General features: G+C 68.9%; 13 protein-coding genes and 3 pseudogenes. 4 read left to right on the plus strand and 12 right to left on the minus strand.

What is annotated here, in order from left to right; translation table 11 throughout:
• The first annotated feature begins 118 nt into the window (after nt 1-118).
• On the plus strand, nt 119-808 hold the full coding sequence (locus HCN08_RS13875; protein ID WP_240970077.1) for a hypothetical protein: 690 nt from the start codon (nt 119-121) through the stop codon (nt 806-808).
• Between the two features lie 1,414 nt (nt 809-2,222).
• Here the strand turns inward: HCN08_RS13875 and HCN08_RS13880 are convergent.
• The 4 genes and pseudogenes from HCN08_RS13880 to HCN08_RS13895 form a co-directional block, all read right to left on the minus strand.
• Complete coding sequence (locus HCN08_RS13880) at nt 2,223-2,591, minus strand: hypothetical protein (RefSeq protein ID WP_167983347.1); 369 nt, start codon at nt 2,589-2,591, stop codon at nt 2,223-2,225.
• 120 nt (nt 2,592-2,711) lie between these two features.
• Nucleotides 2,712-4,218 (minus strand): annotated as a pseudogene (locus HCN08_RS13885) (tyrosine-type recombinase/integrase).
• A gap of 23 nt (nt 4,219-4,241) precedes the next feature.
• Nucleotides 4,242-4,589: a helix-turn-helix domain-containing protein gene (locus HCN08_RS13890; protein WP_167983348.1), complete on the minus strand. Its 348-nt coding sequence runs from the start codon at nt 4,587-4,589 to the stop codon at nt 4,242-4,244.
• Between the two features lie 158 nt (nt 4,590-4,747).
• Nucleotides 4,748-5,266, minus strand: coding sequence for a helix-turn-helix domain-containing protein (locus HCN08_RS13895; RefSeq protein ID WP_322974433.1), 519 nt, complete (start codon nt 5,264-5,266; stop codon nt 4,748-4,750).
• A 363-nt stretch (nt 5,267-5,629) separates the two neighbouring features.
• On the opposite strand from HCN08_RS13895, the pseudogene HCN08_RS36550 reads away from it, so the two are divergent.
• Nucleotides 5,630-5,825: pseudogene (locus HCN08_RS36550) on the plus strand (hypothetical protein); the annotation flags it as partial.
• A gap of 62 nt (nt 5,826-5,887) precedes the next feature.
• On the opposite strand, the pseudogene HCN08_RS35310 reads toward HCN08_RS36550, so the two are convergent.
• Nucleotides 5,888-6,031: pseudogene (locus tag HCN08_RS35310) on the minus strand (phosphohydrolase); the annotation flags it as partial.
• 141 nt (nt 6,032-6,172) lie between these two features.
• On the opposite strand from HCN08_RS35310, the gene HCN08_RS13905 reads away from it, so the two are divergent.
• Entirely contained in the window at nt 6,173-6,685 is a 513-nt protein-coding gene (locus HCN08_RS13905) for a hypothetical protein (protein WP_167983350.1), read from the plus strand.
• A gap of 80 nt (nt 6,686-6,765) precedes the next feature.
• Nucleotides 6,766-7,233 (plus strand): NUDIX domain-containing protein, encoded by a 468-nt coding sequence (locus HCN08_RS13910; protein ID WP_167983351.1) that lies wholly within the window; start codon nt 6,766-6,768, stop codon nt 7,231-7,233.
• Nucleotides 7,234-7,342: 109 nt separating this feature from the next.
• Here the strand turns inward: HCN08_RS13910 and HCN08_RS13915 are convergent, their stop codons facing one another.
• From HCN08_RS13915 to HCN08_RS13945, 7 genes are all read right to left on the minus strand, one after another.
• Entirely contained in the window at nt 7,343-8,593 is a 1,251-nt protein-coding gene (locus tag HCN08_RS13915; RefSeq protein WP_167983352.1) for a hypothetical protein, read from the minus strand.
• 142 nt (nt 8,594-8,735) lie between these two features.
• The gene (locus tag HCN08_RS13920; RefSeq protein ID WP_167983353.1) at nt 8,736-9,032 is read right to left on the minus strand and encodes a hypothetical protein; all 297 of its coding nucleotides are present in this window, start codon (nt 9,030-9,032) and stop codon (nt 8,736-8,738) included.
• A gap of 108 nt (nt 9,033-9,140) precedes the next feature.
• Complete coding sequence (locus HCN08_RS13925) at nt 9,141-9,521, minus strand: hypothetical protein (RefSeq protein WP_167983354.1); 381 nt, start codon at nt 9,519-9,521, stop codon at nt 9,141-9,143.
• The gene (locus tag HCN08_RS13930) at nt 9,518-11,968 is read right to left on the minus strand and encodes an AAA family ATPase (RefSeq protein WP_240970078.1); all 2,451 of its coding nucleotides are present in this window, start codon (nt 11,966-11,968) and stop codon (nt 9,518-9,520) included. Before HCN08_RS13930 ends, HCN08_RS13925 begins: the two co-directional genes overlap by 4 nt.
• Before the next feature lie 126 nt (nt 11,969-12,094).
• Nucleotides 12,095-15,412: a type I restriction endonuclease subunit R gene (locus HCN08_RS13935; protein WP_167983356.1), complete on the minus strand. Its 3,318-nt coding sequence runs from the start codon at nt 15,410-15,412 to the stop codon at nt 12,095-12,097.
• Nucleotides 15,409-16,695, minus strand: coding sequence for a restriction endonuclease subunit S (locus tag HCN08_RS13940; RefSeq protein WP_167983357.1), 1,287 nt, complete (start codon nt 16,693-16,695; stop codon nt 15,409-15,411). Before HCN08_RS13940 ends, HCN08_RS13935 begins: the two co-directional genes overlap by 4 nt.
• Complete coding sequence (locus HCN08_RS13945) at nt 16,688-18,322, minus strand: class I SAM-dependent DNA methyltransferase (protein ID WP_167983358.1); 1,635 nt, start codon at nt 18,320-18,322, stop codon at nt 16,688-16,690. Before HCN08_RS13945 ends, HCN08_RS13940 begins: the two co-directional genes overlap by 8 nt.
• Nucleotides 18,323-18,332 lie beyond the last annotated feature (10 nt).

Here is an 18,332-nt window from a genome sequence, read left to right on the forward strand (position 1 = left end):
CAACCTCCACAACCGGCTCTTCAGGCAGGAGCGGCCCGGCTCGGCGGAACGCCTGAGACGGCCCTCGCGACGGCGCTACGGTCGCCTCCACGGATTGCCGACCCCGGGGGGACGCCACATGCAGGAAAGATCAGCGGAACAGGGCTCGGAGGCCGTGCCGACGTCCGGACCTCTCATCGCCGGCGAAGTCTCGCTGCCGGAGGTCATGGCCCGGCTCCAGAAGACCCGCCCGGTCTTCCACTCTGAGCGGGACCTGCAACACAGCTTCGCGCGCGTGCTGTGGGAGCTGGCCCCCAAGGCTCAGTCCAGGCTGGAGGTCCGCCAGAACGCTCCGGACGCCACCGGCGCTGAATATCTCGACCTGCTGTGCATCGGCCCCACGGCCCGCACGGCCATCGAGTTCAAGTACTTCACGACACAGTGGACCGGAACGGCCGGGCACCCCCCGGAGGAGTACGCGCTGAAGTCCCACGCCGCCACCGACCTGGCCCGCCTGGGCTTCATCTCCGACATCGCCCGCTTGGAGCGCTTCGGCACCCGCCCCGACCAGAACGGCCTGGCCCTCCTCATCACCAACGAAGCCAGCCTGTGGATGCCACCGAGGCGGGAAAGCACCCGGGACCGCGACTTCCGTATCCACCAGGGCCGCACCCTCCCGAACCAACTGCTCTGGGGCGGCGGCGACTACCCAGACAACACGCGAAACCTACGCGGCTCCTACACCCTCAGCTGGCAGCCGTACTCCCTGCAGGGCGGCCCTCAGGGGGAGTTCCGCTACCTCGCCGTCTTCACCGGCTCCCAGCCGTAGGCGCCTGAGCGCTGCCCCGAACGCCCATCGGCTTGCCGAACTCCCGGCACCGGCATCTCCAACCATGTCCTTATCCTCGACGAGGGCATGGTCGCCCTTACTCTCGACGCGGACCTGCACCTCATACGGACGCCACTCGCCCCGCTCGCCACAGGCCCGTGGTCCTGCGCCGATCACAACCTGCAGGGCAACCGTCGTGAAACCCGACACGAGGTCACTCCGTTCGGCGCGCCCCACTTGCTGTCGCATCGCCCGAGAGAGTTGGTTCCTTGGGCGGGGTGCCGGCTCGGACGAAGGGATCATAGAGAGGCGGCAACCGGGCGTAGAGCTCCATCGCTCGTTGCGGGTCATCCTGTCCGAGCCGTTCCAGGATCCGGTTGGCGATTCGATCCCGGGCCTGTTGCGTCTGATGGTTTCGGCACCGGACGACGTCGCGAGCCACAGCGAGCAGGACGCTGAGCGCCAGCGCGGCCAGTACGTACGGTCCGTTCCCCAGGAGTGGTGCAGTGACTGTGCCAAGGGCGGTCAGCGCGGTGCCTTTGAGAGTCATGACGGGATGCCTTTCGGAGTCCGGCGCACAAGGGTTCCTGTGCCGCCGGCATTTAGGCAGTTCGACCTCCAAGCCCCGCAAGCCCCCGCCGACCTCCACCGGGTCGTGCCAGAAAACCGGTTGTGCGCCCTTCTGCCGGCCTCAGGCCCATTTCACGGCGAGGAGGCCAGGAAGGCTGCCGGAGCCTTCTCGCGGGCGTGTGCGGCTGTGCTGCTGATCCCGCCCGCCCCTGGACGGTTCCCTGGGCCCAGCCGATGGGTTGCGCGACAAGTCGGACGTCCTTGGCAACGCGTCCGGCCGGACAGGTTCGTGGCGTACTTCCTGCCGGGCCGGCGAGGAGATGGACGCGGTCTGCAACGTCGAGGTCAGGTTGGCGAACGGACATGCGGGAGCGCGCCCGTTGATCGCGGTATCCGGGTCCTCCGCGTCGAGCAGCCCGGCCGCGGCCTACCGCCCCCACACCGAAACCGACCACCGCACGCTGCCGCTCAACCGCGCAATGGCGTCCGTCGCCCCGCCGCCCGTCCCCCGCCGCCCGGGGCCTGCCCGCCGATCTCCGCCCCTGCGCCCGCCCCCGACAGCTTGCGCGAGAACGGCCGCCGCATCGCCCGCGCCGGGCCCTGGTCCGCGCGACCCCCAGTCGACGCATCCCGGGTGCCGGCGACCCGAAGGGAACCGTACCTTGATCGTGATGTTCAAGCGGCGGGGTCCACGTTGATCAGTCGTCGGCCACGACGAGGAGAGTCAGCGACTGCCGCTCATCGTCGATGGCGATGAACTCGTGGAAGTCGAGGTGCACTCCACCCCAATCATGGAAGCACGTGCTACCAAGATCGCGGAGGCGGTAAAGCCGGCTGGCCCAGTTCACCACAGTGAACAGGGCCGTATCGAGTCCGTCTCGCAGCGAGTCCGGAAGCTCGCCGTGCTGACACACCCAGCGCCGCAGCGTCTGCGTGACCCTGTCGCAACTGACTGACTGGTACCCGTCGGGCTGACCGAGCGAAGCCAGTAGGGGCCGTGGCGGGTGCCGTCCGGGTCGACGCCGCCGCCCGCGTACTCATCGCGGAACTGTTCGTGGGCGATGACGGCTTCAAGCAGTTCCCCGTCTGGGCTGCCTTGCCGAAAGCGGAAGGACTTCAGGTCGACCCACCGAAAGCCGTGGGTGCTGTCCTCGGGGAAGACATGGTCCCGGAAGTTCACGAAAGTCCGGCCCACGAATTCCAGCTCTGTCACCGAAACACGCTATCCCGAGGGTGGCGTTGCAGCCGATTGGGCCTCGACGGTACCCGGCAGGAGCGGTGCCACCGAAGATGCGTCCTTCGGTGGCACCGGCCGTCTCCGGCGCTCCCGCGCCTACCGGCTCTCCGCCCGCGCACGCAGGAGCCTGTCGAGCGTGTCGACCGGTGAGGTCGCATGCATGCTCAGCCGCGCGTCGAGCGCCGCCTCCCATTGCGCGGTAAGCCCGGCCCGCAGCCGCTGGCGCATGCCCGGGGTGACGTGGGCTTACCGCGCCGAGACCGAGCCGTCGAAGTGGCCCATGCGGTCGTCCATGAGGACCTTCTCCGTGCCCAGGTCCTCCATCACCGTGCGGTGGGTGTGGCGCAGGCCGTGCGGGGTGAGCCCCTTGGCAATCGGGGCCCAGCAAGCGTCGGATCGGCCCTGGGAGTTGCGGCCCCGCACCGGGATGCCCGGCCAGGGCTCGCCGACGAGCGGCACAGGCGGGACCCGCCCCTCGCCGGGTACCGTCCCGAGACGGCCGGCGCGAACAGCCATGTGGCGAAGCTGCTGCGGCGCCAGTGCGGGGTGTGCCCGACGATGGTGCCGCCACGTACGAAGCCAAGGTCGGCGATGGTCTTCTCCACGCGGATACGGGTGGTCTCGGTGACCCGGTCCGGGTGGTTGAGGACGTTGGACACGGTGCCGGCGGAGGTGCCGGCCCGTCGGGCGACGTCGACGAGCTTCGCGCCGTGGTGGCCTCCGGTGCGTGCCGCCGCTGGCCTCGGAAGACGTACGTCTTGTCATGACAGGAGCACGGGGTCGGCTTGGTCCGGGCGATGTGGTCGGCCAGCAGGGCTGTCAGCCAGGGCGGCAGGTCGATGGTGCGGTAGCTGTCGTCCTTGGGCGGGCAGCGCACCATTTCACCGTTGTCGAGCTGATACAGCTGCCACTCGACGCGGACGGCACCGGGGCGTACGAAGCCGGTCTCCAGGCCGACGACTTCACCCCAGCGCATGCCGGTGAAGGCCATGAGGATCACGGCGACGAACTCGTCGTCGCGCCCGGACAGGAGAGCGGCCCGCTCGGCGATGAGCAGGGCGCCGAGCGGATCGGTGATGGCCTTCTCCGGTCCGCGGTTGCGGGAGCGGCCGGCGCGTTTGCCCCGTCCGCGCCGTGTCGTGGCCGGGTTGGCCTCGATGAGGCCTTCGTCGACGGCGTCGGCCAGGATGAGGTGGAGCACCGCCCGCCAGGTCTTCACGCTGGTGGCGGCATACCGCGCCTTCTCCTTCTTCTCCCACAGCGCGACGTCGGTCCGCAAGATGCCGCCGAGTGCCTTGTCCTCGAAGTCCGGGAGCAGGTGCTCCTCGATGTGACGCCGGTAGCTCCGCATGGTCGATGCGGCAAGGTCCTGGGCGGCATACCACCGGCTGGCGTACTCGCCGAACGTCTCCTGGCCGAGTCCCGGATCGCGCCACTTGCCGCGCCGGAACGCGAACTCGGCCTCGTCCGCGGCCCGCTTCGCCTCCCGCTTGGTCGGGAACTTGACCACCGCACCTGCCGCGTCGACGACGGTGCCGTGCTTGCCCGGTGCGGTCTTGAACCGGCCGCGCCAGTAGCTTCCCCGCTTCTCCGCGAAACCCATGGGTCCTCCTCTCCAGTGTCGCTCTACGCGGCCGTATCGAACTGGTCGCGGCGTAGCCGACGGGGAGAACGCGCGCGAAGGCGTTCCACCTGGATGGGATGGGCAGCCCTGGACGCGGATGGCCGGGGAACCGGCCTTGGAGCGGCCACGTCGGGCGTCGGCATCGGTGTCGGGCGCTCCTCGTTGAGGCGGATGATCTCGGCGAGGTGCTCAGCGGTGAAGCGGTACGCGCGGCCGACCCGTGTGAAGGGGATGAGGCGCCGGCGGGCACGATCCTGGACCCACCAGGCGGAGCAGCCGAGGACGTCGGCTATGTCCTCGGGGCGGTAGAGCCGGGGCACCGGGGCCTCGCGGTGGGGGCGTTCAGGCATGGGCGATCGCCTCCTTTGGGCGGGCAGGAGGGGTCGCGGACATGGCGGTGTGACGCACGGGGTGTCCTCTTCTGGCGGCGTGGGGAGCGGCAACTCCGTGGGCTCGCCGGTGTGGTGCTCAAGGATGGGCGGTGCGGTGCGGGGGCTTGCAGGCGGGGCTATTCGGTGTCCTTCCGGTTGGGGCTGGGGCGGTTGCGCAGTTGGTACGGCTGGGGCAGGCCGGTGAGTTCTTCAGCAACGGCGAGGGACGCGGCGGCTTCGGCTTCCTCGCGGACGTCGGGGTGTTCGTCGAGGTAGGCGTCGAGAGCGTCGCGGGCCTGGGCGGCGGCGAGGTTGGCCATGTGGGAGGCGCGGTAGGCGCGTCTGATGTCCTCGACCAGCTCCATCGCGCGGGCGTGAGCGGCGAGCCTCGGGGGGCCGACGAGGTTGGCCAGCGAGATGCCGAAGACCTCGGCGAAGCCGAGGGCGTCATCGACTGTGACCCGGCGCTGGCCGTTCTCGATCCGCCACACGGCGGAGGGGTTCATCTCGTAGCCGGCGGCGTTGAGGCGGTCGGACAGGGCGTTGGTGCTCCAGCCGCGGGAGTCCCGTTCGAGCTTGATGCGCACCGCGACGTTCTCCTCGCCGGCGAGCTGGTTGATGCTCGGGCCTGGCAGGTCCTCCTCGTTGTCACCCACCCACGACTCCTTCCGTTCGTAGTACCTCACTGCAATCCGCAGGGAGGCTACTAGGATACACGCCGTTCTGCCGATTGCAAGTAGTTGCTGCGAGCGGCAGAGATCTGGTATTGTCCTACCATCCCCCACACCCTGCCCACCGACCAACCGCACACCACAAAGCCCCCGGCGCTGACACGCCGGGGGCTGAAGCAGAACCCTCGAAGACCGCCCATCCCTGAACGACCACGACCGGCATACGGCCCCGGGGTTGCCGCCCCGAAGCCCGCCAGGAGAGGAACTTCTGTGAACCAGCGTACGGCCCCGCCCGCCGTGCTCGCATCCCCCTCACCGCTGCCCGCCCCGAAGGCGGGGTGCTGAGGCGTGGCACGGATACGCACCATCAAGCCCGAAGCCTTCGCCTCGGAGTCCCTGGCCGCGGTGTCCCTGTCGGCCGAGCGGACCTTCTTCGGCCTGCTCACCCAGGCCGACGACCACGGCCGCTTCCGCGACCAACCCGCCGTCATCGCCGGCCTGCTGTGGTCGCTGCGCCCCGACCACGGCCCCCTCGGCGTCGATGGCCAGCCGCGGCGCATAGCCGACGTCATGCAGGACGGCAGCCGCGCGAAGCAGGCCAGAATCCCGGCCCACCACGCATGTGAGCGCGGAGGCCCGAGCCGCGACACCCTGCGAGTGCACCCACCGCCGAGGCAACGAGGCGAAAAGCTCGGCCTGTGCAAGCCGCGAGGCCCACTCGACCATGTCATCGTGCATACGTGGGGCCATTCCCCGCGCTGCCCGGCGCCACTCCCCGTGGACGGTAGCGGAGCGATCACGCTGCGGGCTGGCCACCCCACCTGCGCTTCGCGACACCGGCACGGAACGCACGAAAAGCCGATGTCAGTGCCCCGTGCGAGGGTGCTGGGCATGACCGCTTTGAGCGAGGCCGAGATCGTGGAGAGGGTCCGCCGCTACGCCGAGGAGCAGAGACTGCCGCCGCCTGCCCCGGTCGAGGCCGCGGACGAACTGGAAGCCGCCGCCGGGTACCCGATCCCCCCACTGCTGCGTCGGCTGTACTGCGAGGTCGCCAACGGCGGCTTCGGCACGGACGGCATCGTCTCCCTCACCGACTCCGGCCGATGGTTCAGCGACCAGGAGTCGCTGCTCAGCATCTACGGCGAGTGGTCCGCCCCCGATGAGCGGTTGGACCTCTACCCGAACCACGTCCTCCCCCTCATGACCCACGGGTGCGCGATCTGGTGGCACATCGACCTCAGCACCCCCGACGGCCGGATGTGGGGCTGGGACCCCCACGCCTGCTGCGAACGCCACCGCCTCTTCCCCGAGAGGTTCACCCTCGCCGAATGGCTCACCGACTGGCTGCACGGCCACCGCACCTTCCCCCGTCCACCGGACATGCCCGACTGCCCGGACTGCTGACGGCCAGCAAGCAAACGGCGGGCCACGCACGCCCCATCGAGTACATCGGCCGCTCCACCCCAGCCACTACAGTCGTCCGCATGAGCGAGCCCCAAGAACCGGTGGCCCGGCCCCTCACCGCAGCAGGCGTGCTGCTCTTCGACGAGGCGGGCCGCGTGCTCCTCGTTCACCCCACCTACAAGCCGGGCTGGGAAATCCCCGGCGGCTACCTCCACCCCGGAGAAACACCGAGGGAAGGCGCTGCCCGCGAGCTGAAGGAAGAGCTGGGTCTCGCCACTCCCATCGGACGCCTCCTCGTCGCCGACTGGGCGCCCCACCCCTCCGAGGGCGACAAGCTCCTCTTCGTCTTCGACGGCGGCACCCTCGGGAAGAACGGCCAGACAGCGATCCGCCCGGACGGCGTGGAGATCGACGCCTACGCCTTCCACGCTCAGGACGAACTCGACACAGTGCTGATCCCTCGCCTCGCCCGCCGCATCCACGCCGCGTTCGCCGCGCGGGCAAGCGGCGAGACGCAGTACCTCGAACACGGCACGGCCGGTGCGTAACGGCTGTCGCAGCCGCAGACTGTTCCCATAAGGTCGGGCATCCTGCTCTACGGGCCGCCGGCGGCGGACCTTGGAGGGGCCGCGTCCTTGAGGAGCGTGGGGAGGGCCGTCAGGGTTTACCCTCCTCGCTGTCCCCGCGGAGGCGGCGCACTCGTTCGCTGATCCCGTTGGAGAGGCTCTCCGCCACCAAACCGGCCCGGTTCAGAGTTTGGTCGCGGAGGGCACGGGCGGCGTCGGCCCCCTGCGAGGTCTTCTCGATCGCCTTGTCCCGGACCTCCGCGACCGCTTCTCCCCAGAGTCGTGCCTCCAGTTCCCGCCTGCCGCGCTCGATACCGAGGCACTGGTGGAAATCCACGACCCTGGTCTCAACGTAGTTGCTCGATCGCACCACGACCGGCGAGGCGCTCGGGTGTAGCAGCACCTTCGCATTGGCCGTTTCGGCAGCCGCCTTCATACGGGTCACCAGACGCTCGGTGCCCCGGGATATGAGCTCCAGCCGGTTCTGCCGGGCGGCCCGGAGGCCGAGGCGATGCCGATCGAGCTCGTCCGGAGTGGAGTTCAGTACTCGGTCGAGTTCCAGTACAGCGAGCGCGTCCTGCAGTTGGAAGCAGCGGGCGAGTACGGCCAGCCACTCCTGGGCCCTGGCCTCGATGTCCTTCGCGACCTTGGCGAGGTCACCGATCTTTGCGCTGCGCTCCATCTTCTCAGCAAGGGCGTCGAGTTGACGTAGCGCGTAGGCCTGCGTCGATGCGATTGTTGCCGGCGCGGCCTGCACTTTCGACCAGGTGACCGCCGAGACCCGATCCACCGCTCCCCGGACGGCCATCGCTTCCTCGATCATCAGATCCACGCCGATCATTTGCGCCAGTGCGGCGTCCTTCTGAGCGCGGATCACATCGTCGATCTTCGCGTTGATGGTGGCCAGATAGTCGGTGATATCGTCCATGACCTGCTCCATCGCGAGCTGTGCCATGATCCCGGCGGCGCCGGACAGGAGCCCTGGGTTGGTGAAACCCGTGCCCGGTCCCTTCGCGAACTCTACGAAGTCCCTGATCTGCCCCTTCTTCCCCTTCACCACACCTGTCAGGACGCCCGTCTTGGCGTTCTTCCGTAGTCCGTACTTGTCGATGAGCTCGGCAGAGTCCTTCGTCAGCTTCACCCATCGCCCCGATTCAGCGGAGAGTTCGGAAGCCAGCTTCGCTGCTTCGGCCGCGCCACCGAGCGCCGAGCGCAGCCGCGGCAGCCCGAGGTCCTTGGACGACGTAAGCCCTTCGGAGACGAGGAAACGTTCGACCGCCGTCGGATCCCCGATAACCGCCAGTCCGTCGCCGTCGCTGATCAGCTGTATCTCGTTGTCCACACTCATCTCCTCAAGTCACCCGTCCTGCGAATGAAATAGCAGATGCGGACCGCTGCAGACTGATCGTCTGCGAAAAGGCCCCCCCCCGCGACGACCTTGGCGCGGTTCGGCGCAGGGTCTGCAGGAGACATCGCGGCCGGATCTACTGCACGCTGCCAGCGAAGATCGCCGTGCGGTACCAGCCGTCGCCTGAGGTCTCCATCGGGGTCAACTCGATCTGGACGCTCTTGGCCGCCTTGGCGAACACGCACGCCTCCTTCCAGCTCTGCGACTTGCCCGCCCGGTGTTCTTCGACGCGCTGACGGTGCCAGCCGGCGGGGCGGCGGGGGCGTCCTTGGGCCCCGTGGGTGCCGTCGTGGGTTTCGCAGGCACTCAGCGCGCAGGCGGCGGACAGTGTGGCGGCAGCGAGGACGAGAGTATGGGTACCCATGATGGTCATGGCTGGACCTCCGAGTCTTCGGGTGCCGGGCCTGCCGGCGGTGTGGTGCCGAGGGGAAGCGTGGCCCGCGTCAGGCCTGCAACAGCAACGCGGAATCGGTAGGCCGGGTTATTGGCCTCCTGCGAATGGCCCGCACAACAGGGCGATAACAGCGGTGACTTCGGCCTGCCAGGCCCGCACTTCCTCACGTGTGGGTCCCAAGTCGTACTGGTGGTAGTGGCAGCCGAGGCAGAGCAGCACCCACACCGCCCTGGCACGGCGGGCGGTCTCCGCGTCCGTCGAGCCGCGCAAGCACAGGAGTTTGACGCGGGTGGGGGTACGCGGGGCGAGAGCGTGGGGCGAGGCATCCAGGGCGGTGTCGACGGCGCTCTCCAGGGCGGCGCGCAGAGCGAAGGCGGCGCCACGGTGGCGGAAGGACGTCGTAGTGGGCGGCCCGGCGGTGATGAGCTGGTCAGCGGTGGCGAGGAATTGGGCGATGTGGGCGTTCACCGCTGCGTCCCCTCCTCCGGAGTGCGTACGACCAGGGCGATCGCCTCGACGGCCCTGATGAAGCCCTTCGGGTCGGGCATGGTGGTACCGCCAGGGTGGGACCCCGCCTGGCACTTGCTGAGGACCTCCACGGCCCGCCCGCCCCCGCAGCGCCGCCGCACCTCCATGTAGACGTCATCGGTACGGGAGGCGTCCCCGAACAGGCCCAGCGCGGCGATGGCCCTCAATCCCGTGGCGCCGCGTACCGCCTGCTCGGCCTCGGGCTCCGGAGTCCCGGCGCGATGCAGCCGCACCCAGGCGGCCTCGGTGAACGCCCGCTCCAGCACGGTGCGGCAGATGCCGGGGAGCACGTGGGTCATGGCGGCCGGCGGGAGGCCGGGCGTGCAGGCCAGGGCCCGTGCATCGTTCAGCGCCTGGTGGATCGGGTCGGTCACCGGCTCGACCCGTACAGCGGACCGCGCAGCCCGCTCGACCGCGAGGACGGTCACCGGGAGTTCCTGGTCGGTGAAAGCCTGCTGGAGCCGGGTGTCATGCGTGAAGACCACCACCTGCCGGATCTTGCCCAGACTGTGGAGGACCTTGGCGAGCCCATGGACCTTCGCCGGGTCCATCGACTGCACAGGGTCGTCGATGACGACGAAGCCGAACGGGCTCTCGGCGGCTGCCGCCCGTGGCAGGAACAGGGCCAGGGCGAGGGAGTGCAGCTCCCCCTGGCTCATCACGCCGAGCGCGGACGCCGGTTCGCCGTCGACGGTGACGTCCATGACGAGCTTCCGCACGGACGCCTTGTCGCTGCCGGTGAGGCGTACGTCGCCCAACTCGACGTCGCTCTGCTGCCGGAGCTCCTCCCAGATCCGCTGGGAGTGGTCGGCGAAAGGCCGCAGCCGCTCCTGTCGCAGCTCACCTGCTGCCGCCCTTAGCCACTTGATCGCAGCCCTGATCTCCCGCAGCCGCGGCTCAGCGGCGGCCGCGTCCCGGGCGTGGCCGAGCCAGCCTGCAAGGCGGACCACGCAGCCACGCCAGGCCTCATCCAGCGCCGCCAGCTCGCGCGCCGCCTCCTTCCGTACGGCGTCGCAGGCGTCCGCGAGGACGACGGCGGCGTCTTCGGCCGCGGCCGCGAGCTGTTCGGCACCGGTGATACGGCGGCAGGCCGCCCACCGTGCCCACGGGTCGGCCAGCGCGGCTGGCAGCTGCTCGGGGGCGGGCGCGATGAGGTCGCGTACGGCGTGCTCGGCGTCCCGCAGGCCCTGCCGCGCTTTCTCGGCGGCGGATGCCTCGTGCCGGAGGGCGTCGATCCGGGCGGCGGCCTGCTCGGCCCACTCGTCGTCGAGCGGCCGGTCGGACCCGCAGACGGGGCAGGTCGGGTCGTCGCGGTGGCGGCGGGCGTGGTCCAGCGCCTTGGCCAGCAACTCCGCCTGTTGGTGGGCGTCTTCGGCGCCCGTCGCCCGTACGTCGTCCAGTACGGCCAGCGCCTCGCGGAGGCGGTCCACCGCGGTGCCGACGCGTGCCAGGTCGGGGCCGTTGAGCGCGGCGGCGGTACGCAGCCGGCGCAGGTGGGCGTCGTCGGCTGCGGGCAGGCCGTCCACGAGCGCGGTCAGCGCCTCCAGGTCAGGGGCGCCGGGGCCGGTGAGGGCGGCCAGTGCGGTGGTCGCACGCGGGTCGCCGGAGTCGTCCAACGCGGCGACCAGGCTCGGGAGTTCATCGGCTGCGGCCTTGCCGGGGGCGGCCAGCGCCTTCTCCTGCGCCTTGAGGAGGTCGGCGGCGGCGGTGAGCCTGCCGAGGCCGAGGATGCGGGCGACCGTGTCGTACATCTCGCTGGGCTTGCCGCTGATCATCCGGTCGAGGTCGGAGTACGGCAGGAAGGGCCGGTAGTCGGCCAGCGGGCGCTCCCAGCCGACGGCGGCAATGCTGCCGGTGCCGTGGCCGGGGCGCTTGAACGTTGTCTCAGGCTTCGACACGTCGTCGGAGGGCCAGGCGCAGGTGATGGTGCTCGGCCGGTCGTCGCCGGCCACGCGCACCTTGGCCTCGACGCGTGGGTCTCCGTCGTGGTGCAGGTTGCGCCAGTTGTCCCGCCATACAGCGCTGCGGCCGTCCCACCGGGCGCTCGTCCCGGTGAGCGCGGTCTCGATCCCGTCGGCAAAGCTGGACTTGCCCGAGCCGTTGCGCCCGACGACGAGTGTCACTCCCGGCTTGGGCGCGAGAGGGAGCTTGGCCCTGCGGCCGATGCCGCGAAAGCCGGTGACGGCGACGGATTCGAGGTAGACGCGCTCGGCAGGGGTGCTCGAGGGGGCGTCATCGGAGGGTTCCGGGGCGCCGAGGACGTCGAGCAGCAAGGTCTTGACCGGCGCGGCGAGGGTGGAGGCAGCCAGGCGGTCTCGGACGAGGCGGGAGAGCGTCGGCGGGTCGTCGGGAGCAGGGGGCTCGGGAACTTCGGGGTTCTTCGTCATGGCCGGAACCATAGGGAGAAGTGACCCGAGCACACCTTTCATCAAGTGATAACTGGGGTTATCAACAGATCATAGTCAGCAGAGCGGGCCGTACGACCGGTCGTCTGCCCCGGTCGTACGGCCTGTTCAGGCCCCTTTCGCGCCCGGCGCCCACTGGGCCGCGAAGGTCTCCATCTGCTTGAGGACCAGGTCGACGGCCTCGCGCTCCTCCTCCGGCGGGTAGTCGAACATCGCGAGCACCCGCCGGATACGGGTGCGGAGCTTGGCCCGGACCGGCTCGCGGGACAGCCAGTCCACCGACAGGTTCTTGCGGATGTCGGCGACCAGTGCGCGGGCGATCGCGGCCAGCGTCTCGTCGCCGCCCGCCATCAGCTCGGCCATGTCGCGGTGAGCGACCGCGTCGTAGAAGGCCAGCTCCGCGTGGTTCAGTGGCGGGTCGAAGCGCTCGCCGCGGCGGGCCTCCTCGGACACCTCCCGTGCCATCGCGGCGAGTTCGGCGATGACCTGGGCGCTGGTGAGCTGCTGGAGCATATAGCGCTTCATGAGGGCGTCGAGGCGCTCGGAGAAGCTCTCGTGGCGGACGACGTTGTGCTTGGTCACCTCGCGCATCTTCTGCTCGATGAGCCGGCGGAGCGCTTCCGCGACGAGGTGCGGGGTCTCGGAGTTCTCCAGCTTGTGCAGGGCGGCGTCGTTGAGGCGGGTGATGTCCAGCCGGCCGATGCCGGCCTCTTCGTAGAGGTCGGTGATGTCGTCGGCGTCGACGACGGAGGCAGCGAGCGCTTCGAGGTAGCGGCGGACCTCGGCCGTCAGCGGCTGACCGGCCGCTTCGCGGTCGGCGGCGTCCTTCTTCACCATCCAGGCGCGCACCTCGCTGAAGAAGGCGACGTCGGCCCGCCAGTCCTCCAGGTCCTCGCAGCGCTCGGCGATCTCCTTGCTCATCGCGCAGACGCGGTAGAAGCGGTCCAGGCGGGCTGCACGGTCCTTGAAACGGGTGGACAGCGGAACTTCGCCGGGCTCGACCCTGTTGCCGGGGGTGTGCGGGCTGCGCAGGTACTCGGTCGCGAGGCCGAGGGCACGGAGGCGGGGGCGGGGGTGCGAGGTGTCCGCGAGTGCTTCCCGCCACGGGACGCCGGCCAGCATGCCGCGCAGGGCCGCGAGTTCGTTCTTGACCTCGGTGATCGCCCGGTCGATGTCGGCGCCGAGGGTCTTGTCCTCCCGGTCCTGGTCGGAGTAGTCGTGCAGCGCCTTCTTGAGGTTGTCCGTGAGGGGGGCGTAGCCGACGAGCAGGCCGTCCTGCTTGGCGCGGAAGCGGCGGTTGACGCGGGCGAGTGCCTGCATCAGGTTGGCGCCCTGCATGGGGCGGTCCATGTAGAGGGTGTGGATGGGCGGGGCGTCATAGCCGGTGAGCAGCATCGAGTGCACGATGAGCAGTTCGAGTGGATCGTCGGGGTTCCTCGCCCGCCCCTGGACCGTCTTCTGCTCGGACTTGCGCAGGGCGTGCTTGCGCAGGTGCTCGGGGTCGGTGCGCTCGCCGTGGAAGACGATCTTCATGACGCCCTCGTCGACCTTGTCGCTCGCCCAGTCCGGCCGCCGCTCGGCCAGCGCGTCGAAGACCTTGACGCAGATCTCCCGAGTGGCGCACACGACCATCGCCTTGCCGTGGCAGCCGATGTCCGGCTCCATCAGCGCGCGGCGCTGCTCCCAGTGGGCGATCAGGTCGTCCGCGAGTGTCGCTATCCGGTCGGGTGCGCCGTAGACGGTGTTCATGGTGGCGGCGTACTGCACCGCCCGGCGGCGCTCGGCGTCGTCCATGCCCTCGGTGAGCGCATTGGCCTGCTCGTCGATCGTGTCCGGGTCGACGCCCGGGGGCAGTGACACGTCTATGACGCGCGGTTCGTGGAAAACGCGAACGGTCGCCTCGTCGTCCACGGCCCGTTTCAGGTCGTAGACGTCGATGTATTCGCCGAACACCGCGCGGGTGTCGGCGTCCGCCCGGGAGATCGGGGTGCCGGTGAAGGCGATGAGCGTGGCGTACGGGAGCGCGTCGCGCAGATGGCGGGCGTAGCCGTCGAGGCTGTCATAGTGCGAGCGGTGCGCCTCGTCGACGATGACCAGGATGTTGCGGCGGTCGGACAGCAGTGGGTGCGCGGTCCCGGCCTGCTTCTCCTCCTGGCTGAGGCCGAACTTCTGGAGCGTGGTGAAGACGATCCCGCCGACCGTGCGGGCGCTCAACTCGCTGCGGAGCTGCTCGCGGGTGGTGACCTGGAGGGGGTCCTGGCCGAGGAGGATACGGCTGTCCTGGAAGGTGTCGTAGAGCTGGTCGTCCAGGTCGTTGCGGTCGGTGACGACGACGATGGTGGGGTTGTTCAGGGCGGGGTGGCGGGAGACCAGGGACGAAGTCTCCACCATCTCCTCGGACTTGCCCGCGCCCTGCGTGTGCCAGACCACGCCGGCCTGCCCGTTGCTACGGGAGGCCTCGACGATCTTCTCAACGGCCTTCGTGACGGCGAAGTACTGGTGCGGCTTGGCGATGCGCTTCCCGGAGAGCGGTTCGCCGGGCTTGGGCGGGGTGAAGTTGACGAAGTTGCGAGTGAGGGAGAGGAAGCGCGGCTGGTTGAACAGCCCGTGCACGGCGATGCTCAGGGCTTCCAGGCCATCGTACTCGGGCGCGTCGGTGTCGACGCGGACTCCGTCGTCGTCGACGTTCCAGGGCGCGTAGTGCTCGTACGACGTGAAGATGGTGCCGTACTTGGCGGTGATCCCGTCCGAGAGCAGGCACAGGACGTTGTAGCGGAAGGCCAGCGGGAACTCGGCAAGGTACGTCTGGAGCTGGGCGTGCGCGTCCTTGAGCGTTGCCTTCTCGTCGGCGGCGCTTTTCAACTCCGCGACGGCGAGAGGCAGTCCGTTGACGTACAGGACGAGGTCGAACCGGCGGTGCCGGCCCTCGCTGTCCCGCAGGGTGACCTGGTTGGCAGCGAGGTAGGTGTTGGCGATCGGGTTGTTGAAGTCGACGAGCCGCACGGTGGGCGTCTGCTCGGCCCCGAACTCGTCGGTGTACGCGAGCCGGATTCCGGTGGTGAGGTGCGCGTGCGCCTGGCGGTTCTCCGCATAGGCATCGCCGGAGGCGGGGTCGGTGGCGATCCGCAGCGCCTCGTCTATGGCGGAGGACGTGAGGTCCGGGTTGAGCCGGGCGACGGCCACGGCGAGTTCGTCGTGGAGGACGAGGTCGTGCCAGGCCGTACGGTGGCCGTGGCGCTCCACGCCGGGGGCGATGTCCTTGCCGGAGACGGTGTCCCAGGCGAGCTCCGCGAGGTCTTCGAGGGCGTACCCCTCCCAGGCGGCTTCCGTGAGCTTGCCGTCTGTTTTGGGGGCGGGCGGGGTCTTTGCCTGGTGCCCGACTCGGGGGGCGTCGCCTTCGCCCTTGCCGGGCGGGCTGGTCGTCATACCGCGTCCTCCACGATGCGCTCGGCGTCCCGGACGCGGAGCTTGCCGGACATGAGTTGGGGGAGGAGGGTGTCCCGAAGGGCGGCGAGGGTGCGGGATTCCCTCAGGCTGTGGCCGATCAGCTCAAACAGTGGAGAAGCCTCGGAAGCCCAGGCGTTGAGTCGTTCGGGCGTCGGTGTTGCAACTTCTAGGTGTGCCACAACTCGCCTGTTGATGTGCTGCTGCGCCCCACCAGTACCGTGCTTCGTCAGATCCGTAGCACGACTTCGGACCTCGCAGAAAAGCCAGTCGTTGAGTTCTCTGGATTCGGCCCAGACACCTGCGACATTCTGACTGCCACCCGCAGGAATCTCGAGCCGAGAGATGCGACCCATGGTTGCCCCGGTGATGCCGATAATCACAGTATGCGGCGGCATGACTTTCACGGAGCTACCTTTTAGTCCAAGTTCAGCGATGCGCTCACTCGGCTCAATAATCCGGATTTCGTTCGCTTTCCCCGAGTTGATCCAATTGATTGTTCCAGCCTCCCAAAACTCGGGCTTTCCCCTGCTGGGGGTCCCCCCCACCACCACGCTCGCAAGTTGATCAAGGCGGCAACTACTCACCAAACCACGTGCAACTTCTTGCCGATGCAGAGAGCGCAGGAGTTCGTCGGCACCCGAAGAAATGCGCTCGTTGACCGCGATCTTGTCGTCCAGCGCCCCGAGGACGCCCACGATAGCGTCCTGCTCTTCACGCTCAGGGACGCAAACGTGAAATGCCTTCGCTTCAGGGAAGTAAACGGTCTGGTGGGTCGTCCCGTGCGCAAAACGCCGCACCGAATCCTGCTCCGAGAGGAGAATGTAGTTCAGGTACCTGGAAGAAATTTCGTCGCCGCACACCCAGTTGACGAAATCCTGGCTCGTCGCCATGGGCACGCCCATCGTGACCACGTAGCCAACGGAAGCGGTCCGGGAAAGGCAGACCGTTCCCTCCGGAAGCACGCGCGCGGAGGAATTGGCAATACCTTCGTCAGTTACGTACTGAAATGTCGATGTGAGCGTGCGCCCGTGGTTCGCCGTTGCATCCTTGATACCGAGCCACGGAACGTCCCCGCCCCAATATTCCGGCTTCCTGCGACTCGGCGTATGCCCGCTCTCCAGCCTTGCGAGGTCTGACAGCTTGACCCATCGAAACCCGGGCGCCGTGGGCGTCTTTGGGTCTCCAACGCTGAGAGCCCAGCGCCCGGGAATGACGCCGGTGGTGGCCTCTCGACCACCTGTGGTTGTGATAGTCCTAGCCATCGACCCTCCCCAACTGCTCCCGTACCACCGCGTCCAGCCGGGCGGACTCGTCCAACTGCGCGAAAAGTTCCTTCGTCAGCCGGGCGATACGCTCACCCACCGGCTCCGCGTCCGGGTCCTCCTCCTCGACCGCCGCGCCCACGTACCGGCCCGGCGTCAGGACGAAGTCGTGCTTCGCGATTTCCTCCAGCGTCGCGCTGTAGCAGAAACCGGGCACGTCCTCGTACGAAAGGCCCTTCTCACGCGCCGACTTCGTGCCACGCCACGCGTGATACGTGTCGGCGACTTTCGCCAGGTCCTCCTCCGTCAGGACGCGCTCCGTACGATCAACCATCGTGCCCAGCGCCCGCGCGTCGATGAAGAGGACCCGGCTGCGTCGGTCCTCCAACGCCTTCGCGCCCTGCGGTGATTTGTCCTTCGTCAGGAACCACAGACACGCCGGGATCGCCGTCGTCCGGAAGAGGTTGCCCGGCAGCGCGACCATGCACGCCACCAAGTCCGCCTCGACCATCGCCGCCCGGATCTCGCCCTCACCGCTCTGCTTCGAGGACATGGAGCCGTTCGAGAGCACGACGCCGGCGCTCCCCCGGTCCCCGAGCTTGCTCACGATGTGCTGGAGCCATGCATAGTTCGCGTTGGACTGCGGCGGCACCCCGTATCGCCACCGCCGGTCGTCGGACTTTCTCGCCCAGTCCGACATGTTGAACGGCGGATTCGCCATCACGAAGTCGGCCTGCAGGTCGGGCAGCTTGTCGTCCGCGAAGGTGTCGGCCCATCGGTCGCCGACGCCCTTGGGGTCCATCCCGTGGATGGCCAGGTTCATCTTCGCCAGCCGCCACGTGCGCTCGTTGGCCTCCTGGCCGTAGATCGCGAGGTCGTGCGTGTGGTCCTGGCCGCGGCGGCGGGCGACGAACTTGCCGCTCTGGACGAACATGCCGCCCGAGCCGCACGCGGGGTCGTAGACGCGGCCCTCGTACGGCTCCAGGACCTCCACGATGAGGCGGACGACGCTCGCCGGGGTGTAGAACTCGCCGGCGCGCTTGCCCTCGGCGCGGGCGAAGCGCTCAAGGAAGTACTCGTAGACCTCGCCCAGCACATCCTGGGCGGGGCGGTCGCCGTGGCCGGTGAAGCGGGCGTCACTGATGAGGTCGACCAGTTCCTTGAGGCGCTGCTGGTCGACGTTGTCGCGGTTGAAGATCTTCGGGAGGACGCCGGTGAGGGCCTTGTTGGCCTTCATCACCTCGTCCATCGCCGTGTCCAGGAGGCTGCCGACGCCGCCTTCCGCGCTGGCCGCGTTGCCGGCAATGTGGTCCCAGCGGGCCGTCGCGGGCACCCAGAAGACGTTCTTCTCGGTGTACTCGTCCTTGTCCTCAAGGAAGGCCGCCCGGCGATGCTCGGGGATCTGAGCGAGCTCCGGGTCGGCGGCCAGCTCCTCCCGGCGTTCGGCGAAGGCGTCCGAGACGTACTTCAGGAAGACCAGGCCGAGTACGAACTCCTTGTACTGAGCGGCGTCCATCGAACCGCGGAGCTTGTCCGCGGCTTTCCACAGGATGTCCTGGATCTCCTTGGTGCTGGAGACGCCGGGCAGTTCGCCCTGTCCGGCGGCGGCGCGCTTGCGCGGGGGCATCGTTCCTTCT

The sequence above is a fragment of the Actinacidiphila epipremni genome, assembly GCF_012034175.1.
Lineage (GTDB): Bacteria > Actinomycetota > Actinomycetes > Streptomycetales > Streptomycetaceae > Actinacidiphila > Actinacidiphila epipremni.

Excerpts from the sequence above, each read along its gene's own strand:
- HCN08_RS13875 (WP_240970077.1), top strand. The coding sequence starts at position 119 with ATGCAGGAAAGATCAGCGGAACAGGGCTCGGAGGCCGTGCCGACGTCC.
- HCN08_RS13890 (WP_167983348.1), bottom strand. The coding sequence starts at position 4,589 with ATGCCTGAACGCCCCCACCGCGAGGCCCCGGTGCCCCGGCTCTACCGC.
- HCN08_RS13905 (WP_167983350.1), top strand. The coding sequence starts at position 6,173 with ATGACCGCTTTGAGCGAGGCCGAGATCGTGGAGAGGGTCCGCCGCTAC.
- HCN08_RS13910 (WP_167983351.1), top strand. The coding sequence starts at position 6,766 with ATGAGCGAGCCCCAAGAACCGGTGGCCCGGCCCCTCACCGCAGCAGGC.
- HCN08_RS13920 (WP_167983353.1), bottom strand. The coding sequence starts at position 9,032 with ATGACCATCATGGGTACCCATACTCTCGTCCTCGCTGCCGCCACACTG.
- HCN08_RS13930 (WP_240970078.1), bottom strand. The coding sequence starts at position 11,968 with ATGACGAAGAACCCCGAAGTTCCCGAGCCCCCTGCTCCCGACGACCCG.
- HCN08_RS13935 (WP_167983356.1), bottom strand. The coding sequence starts at position 15,412 with ATGACGACCAGCCCGCCCGGCAAGGGCGAAGGCGACGCCCCCCGAGTC.
- HCN08_RS13940 (WP_167983357.1), bottom strand. The coding sequence starts at position 16,695 with ATGGCTAGGACTATCACAACCACAGGTGGTCGAGAGGCCACCACCGGC.
- HCN08_RS13945 (WP_167983358.1), bottom strand. The coding sequence starts at position 18,322 with ATGCCCCCGCGCAAGCGCGCCGCCGCCGGACAGGGCGAACTGCCCGGC.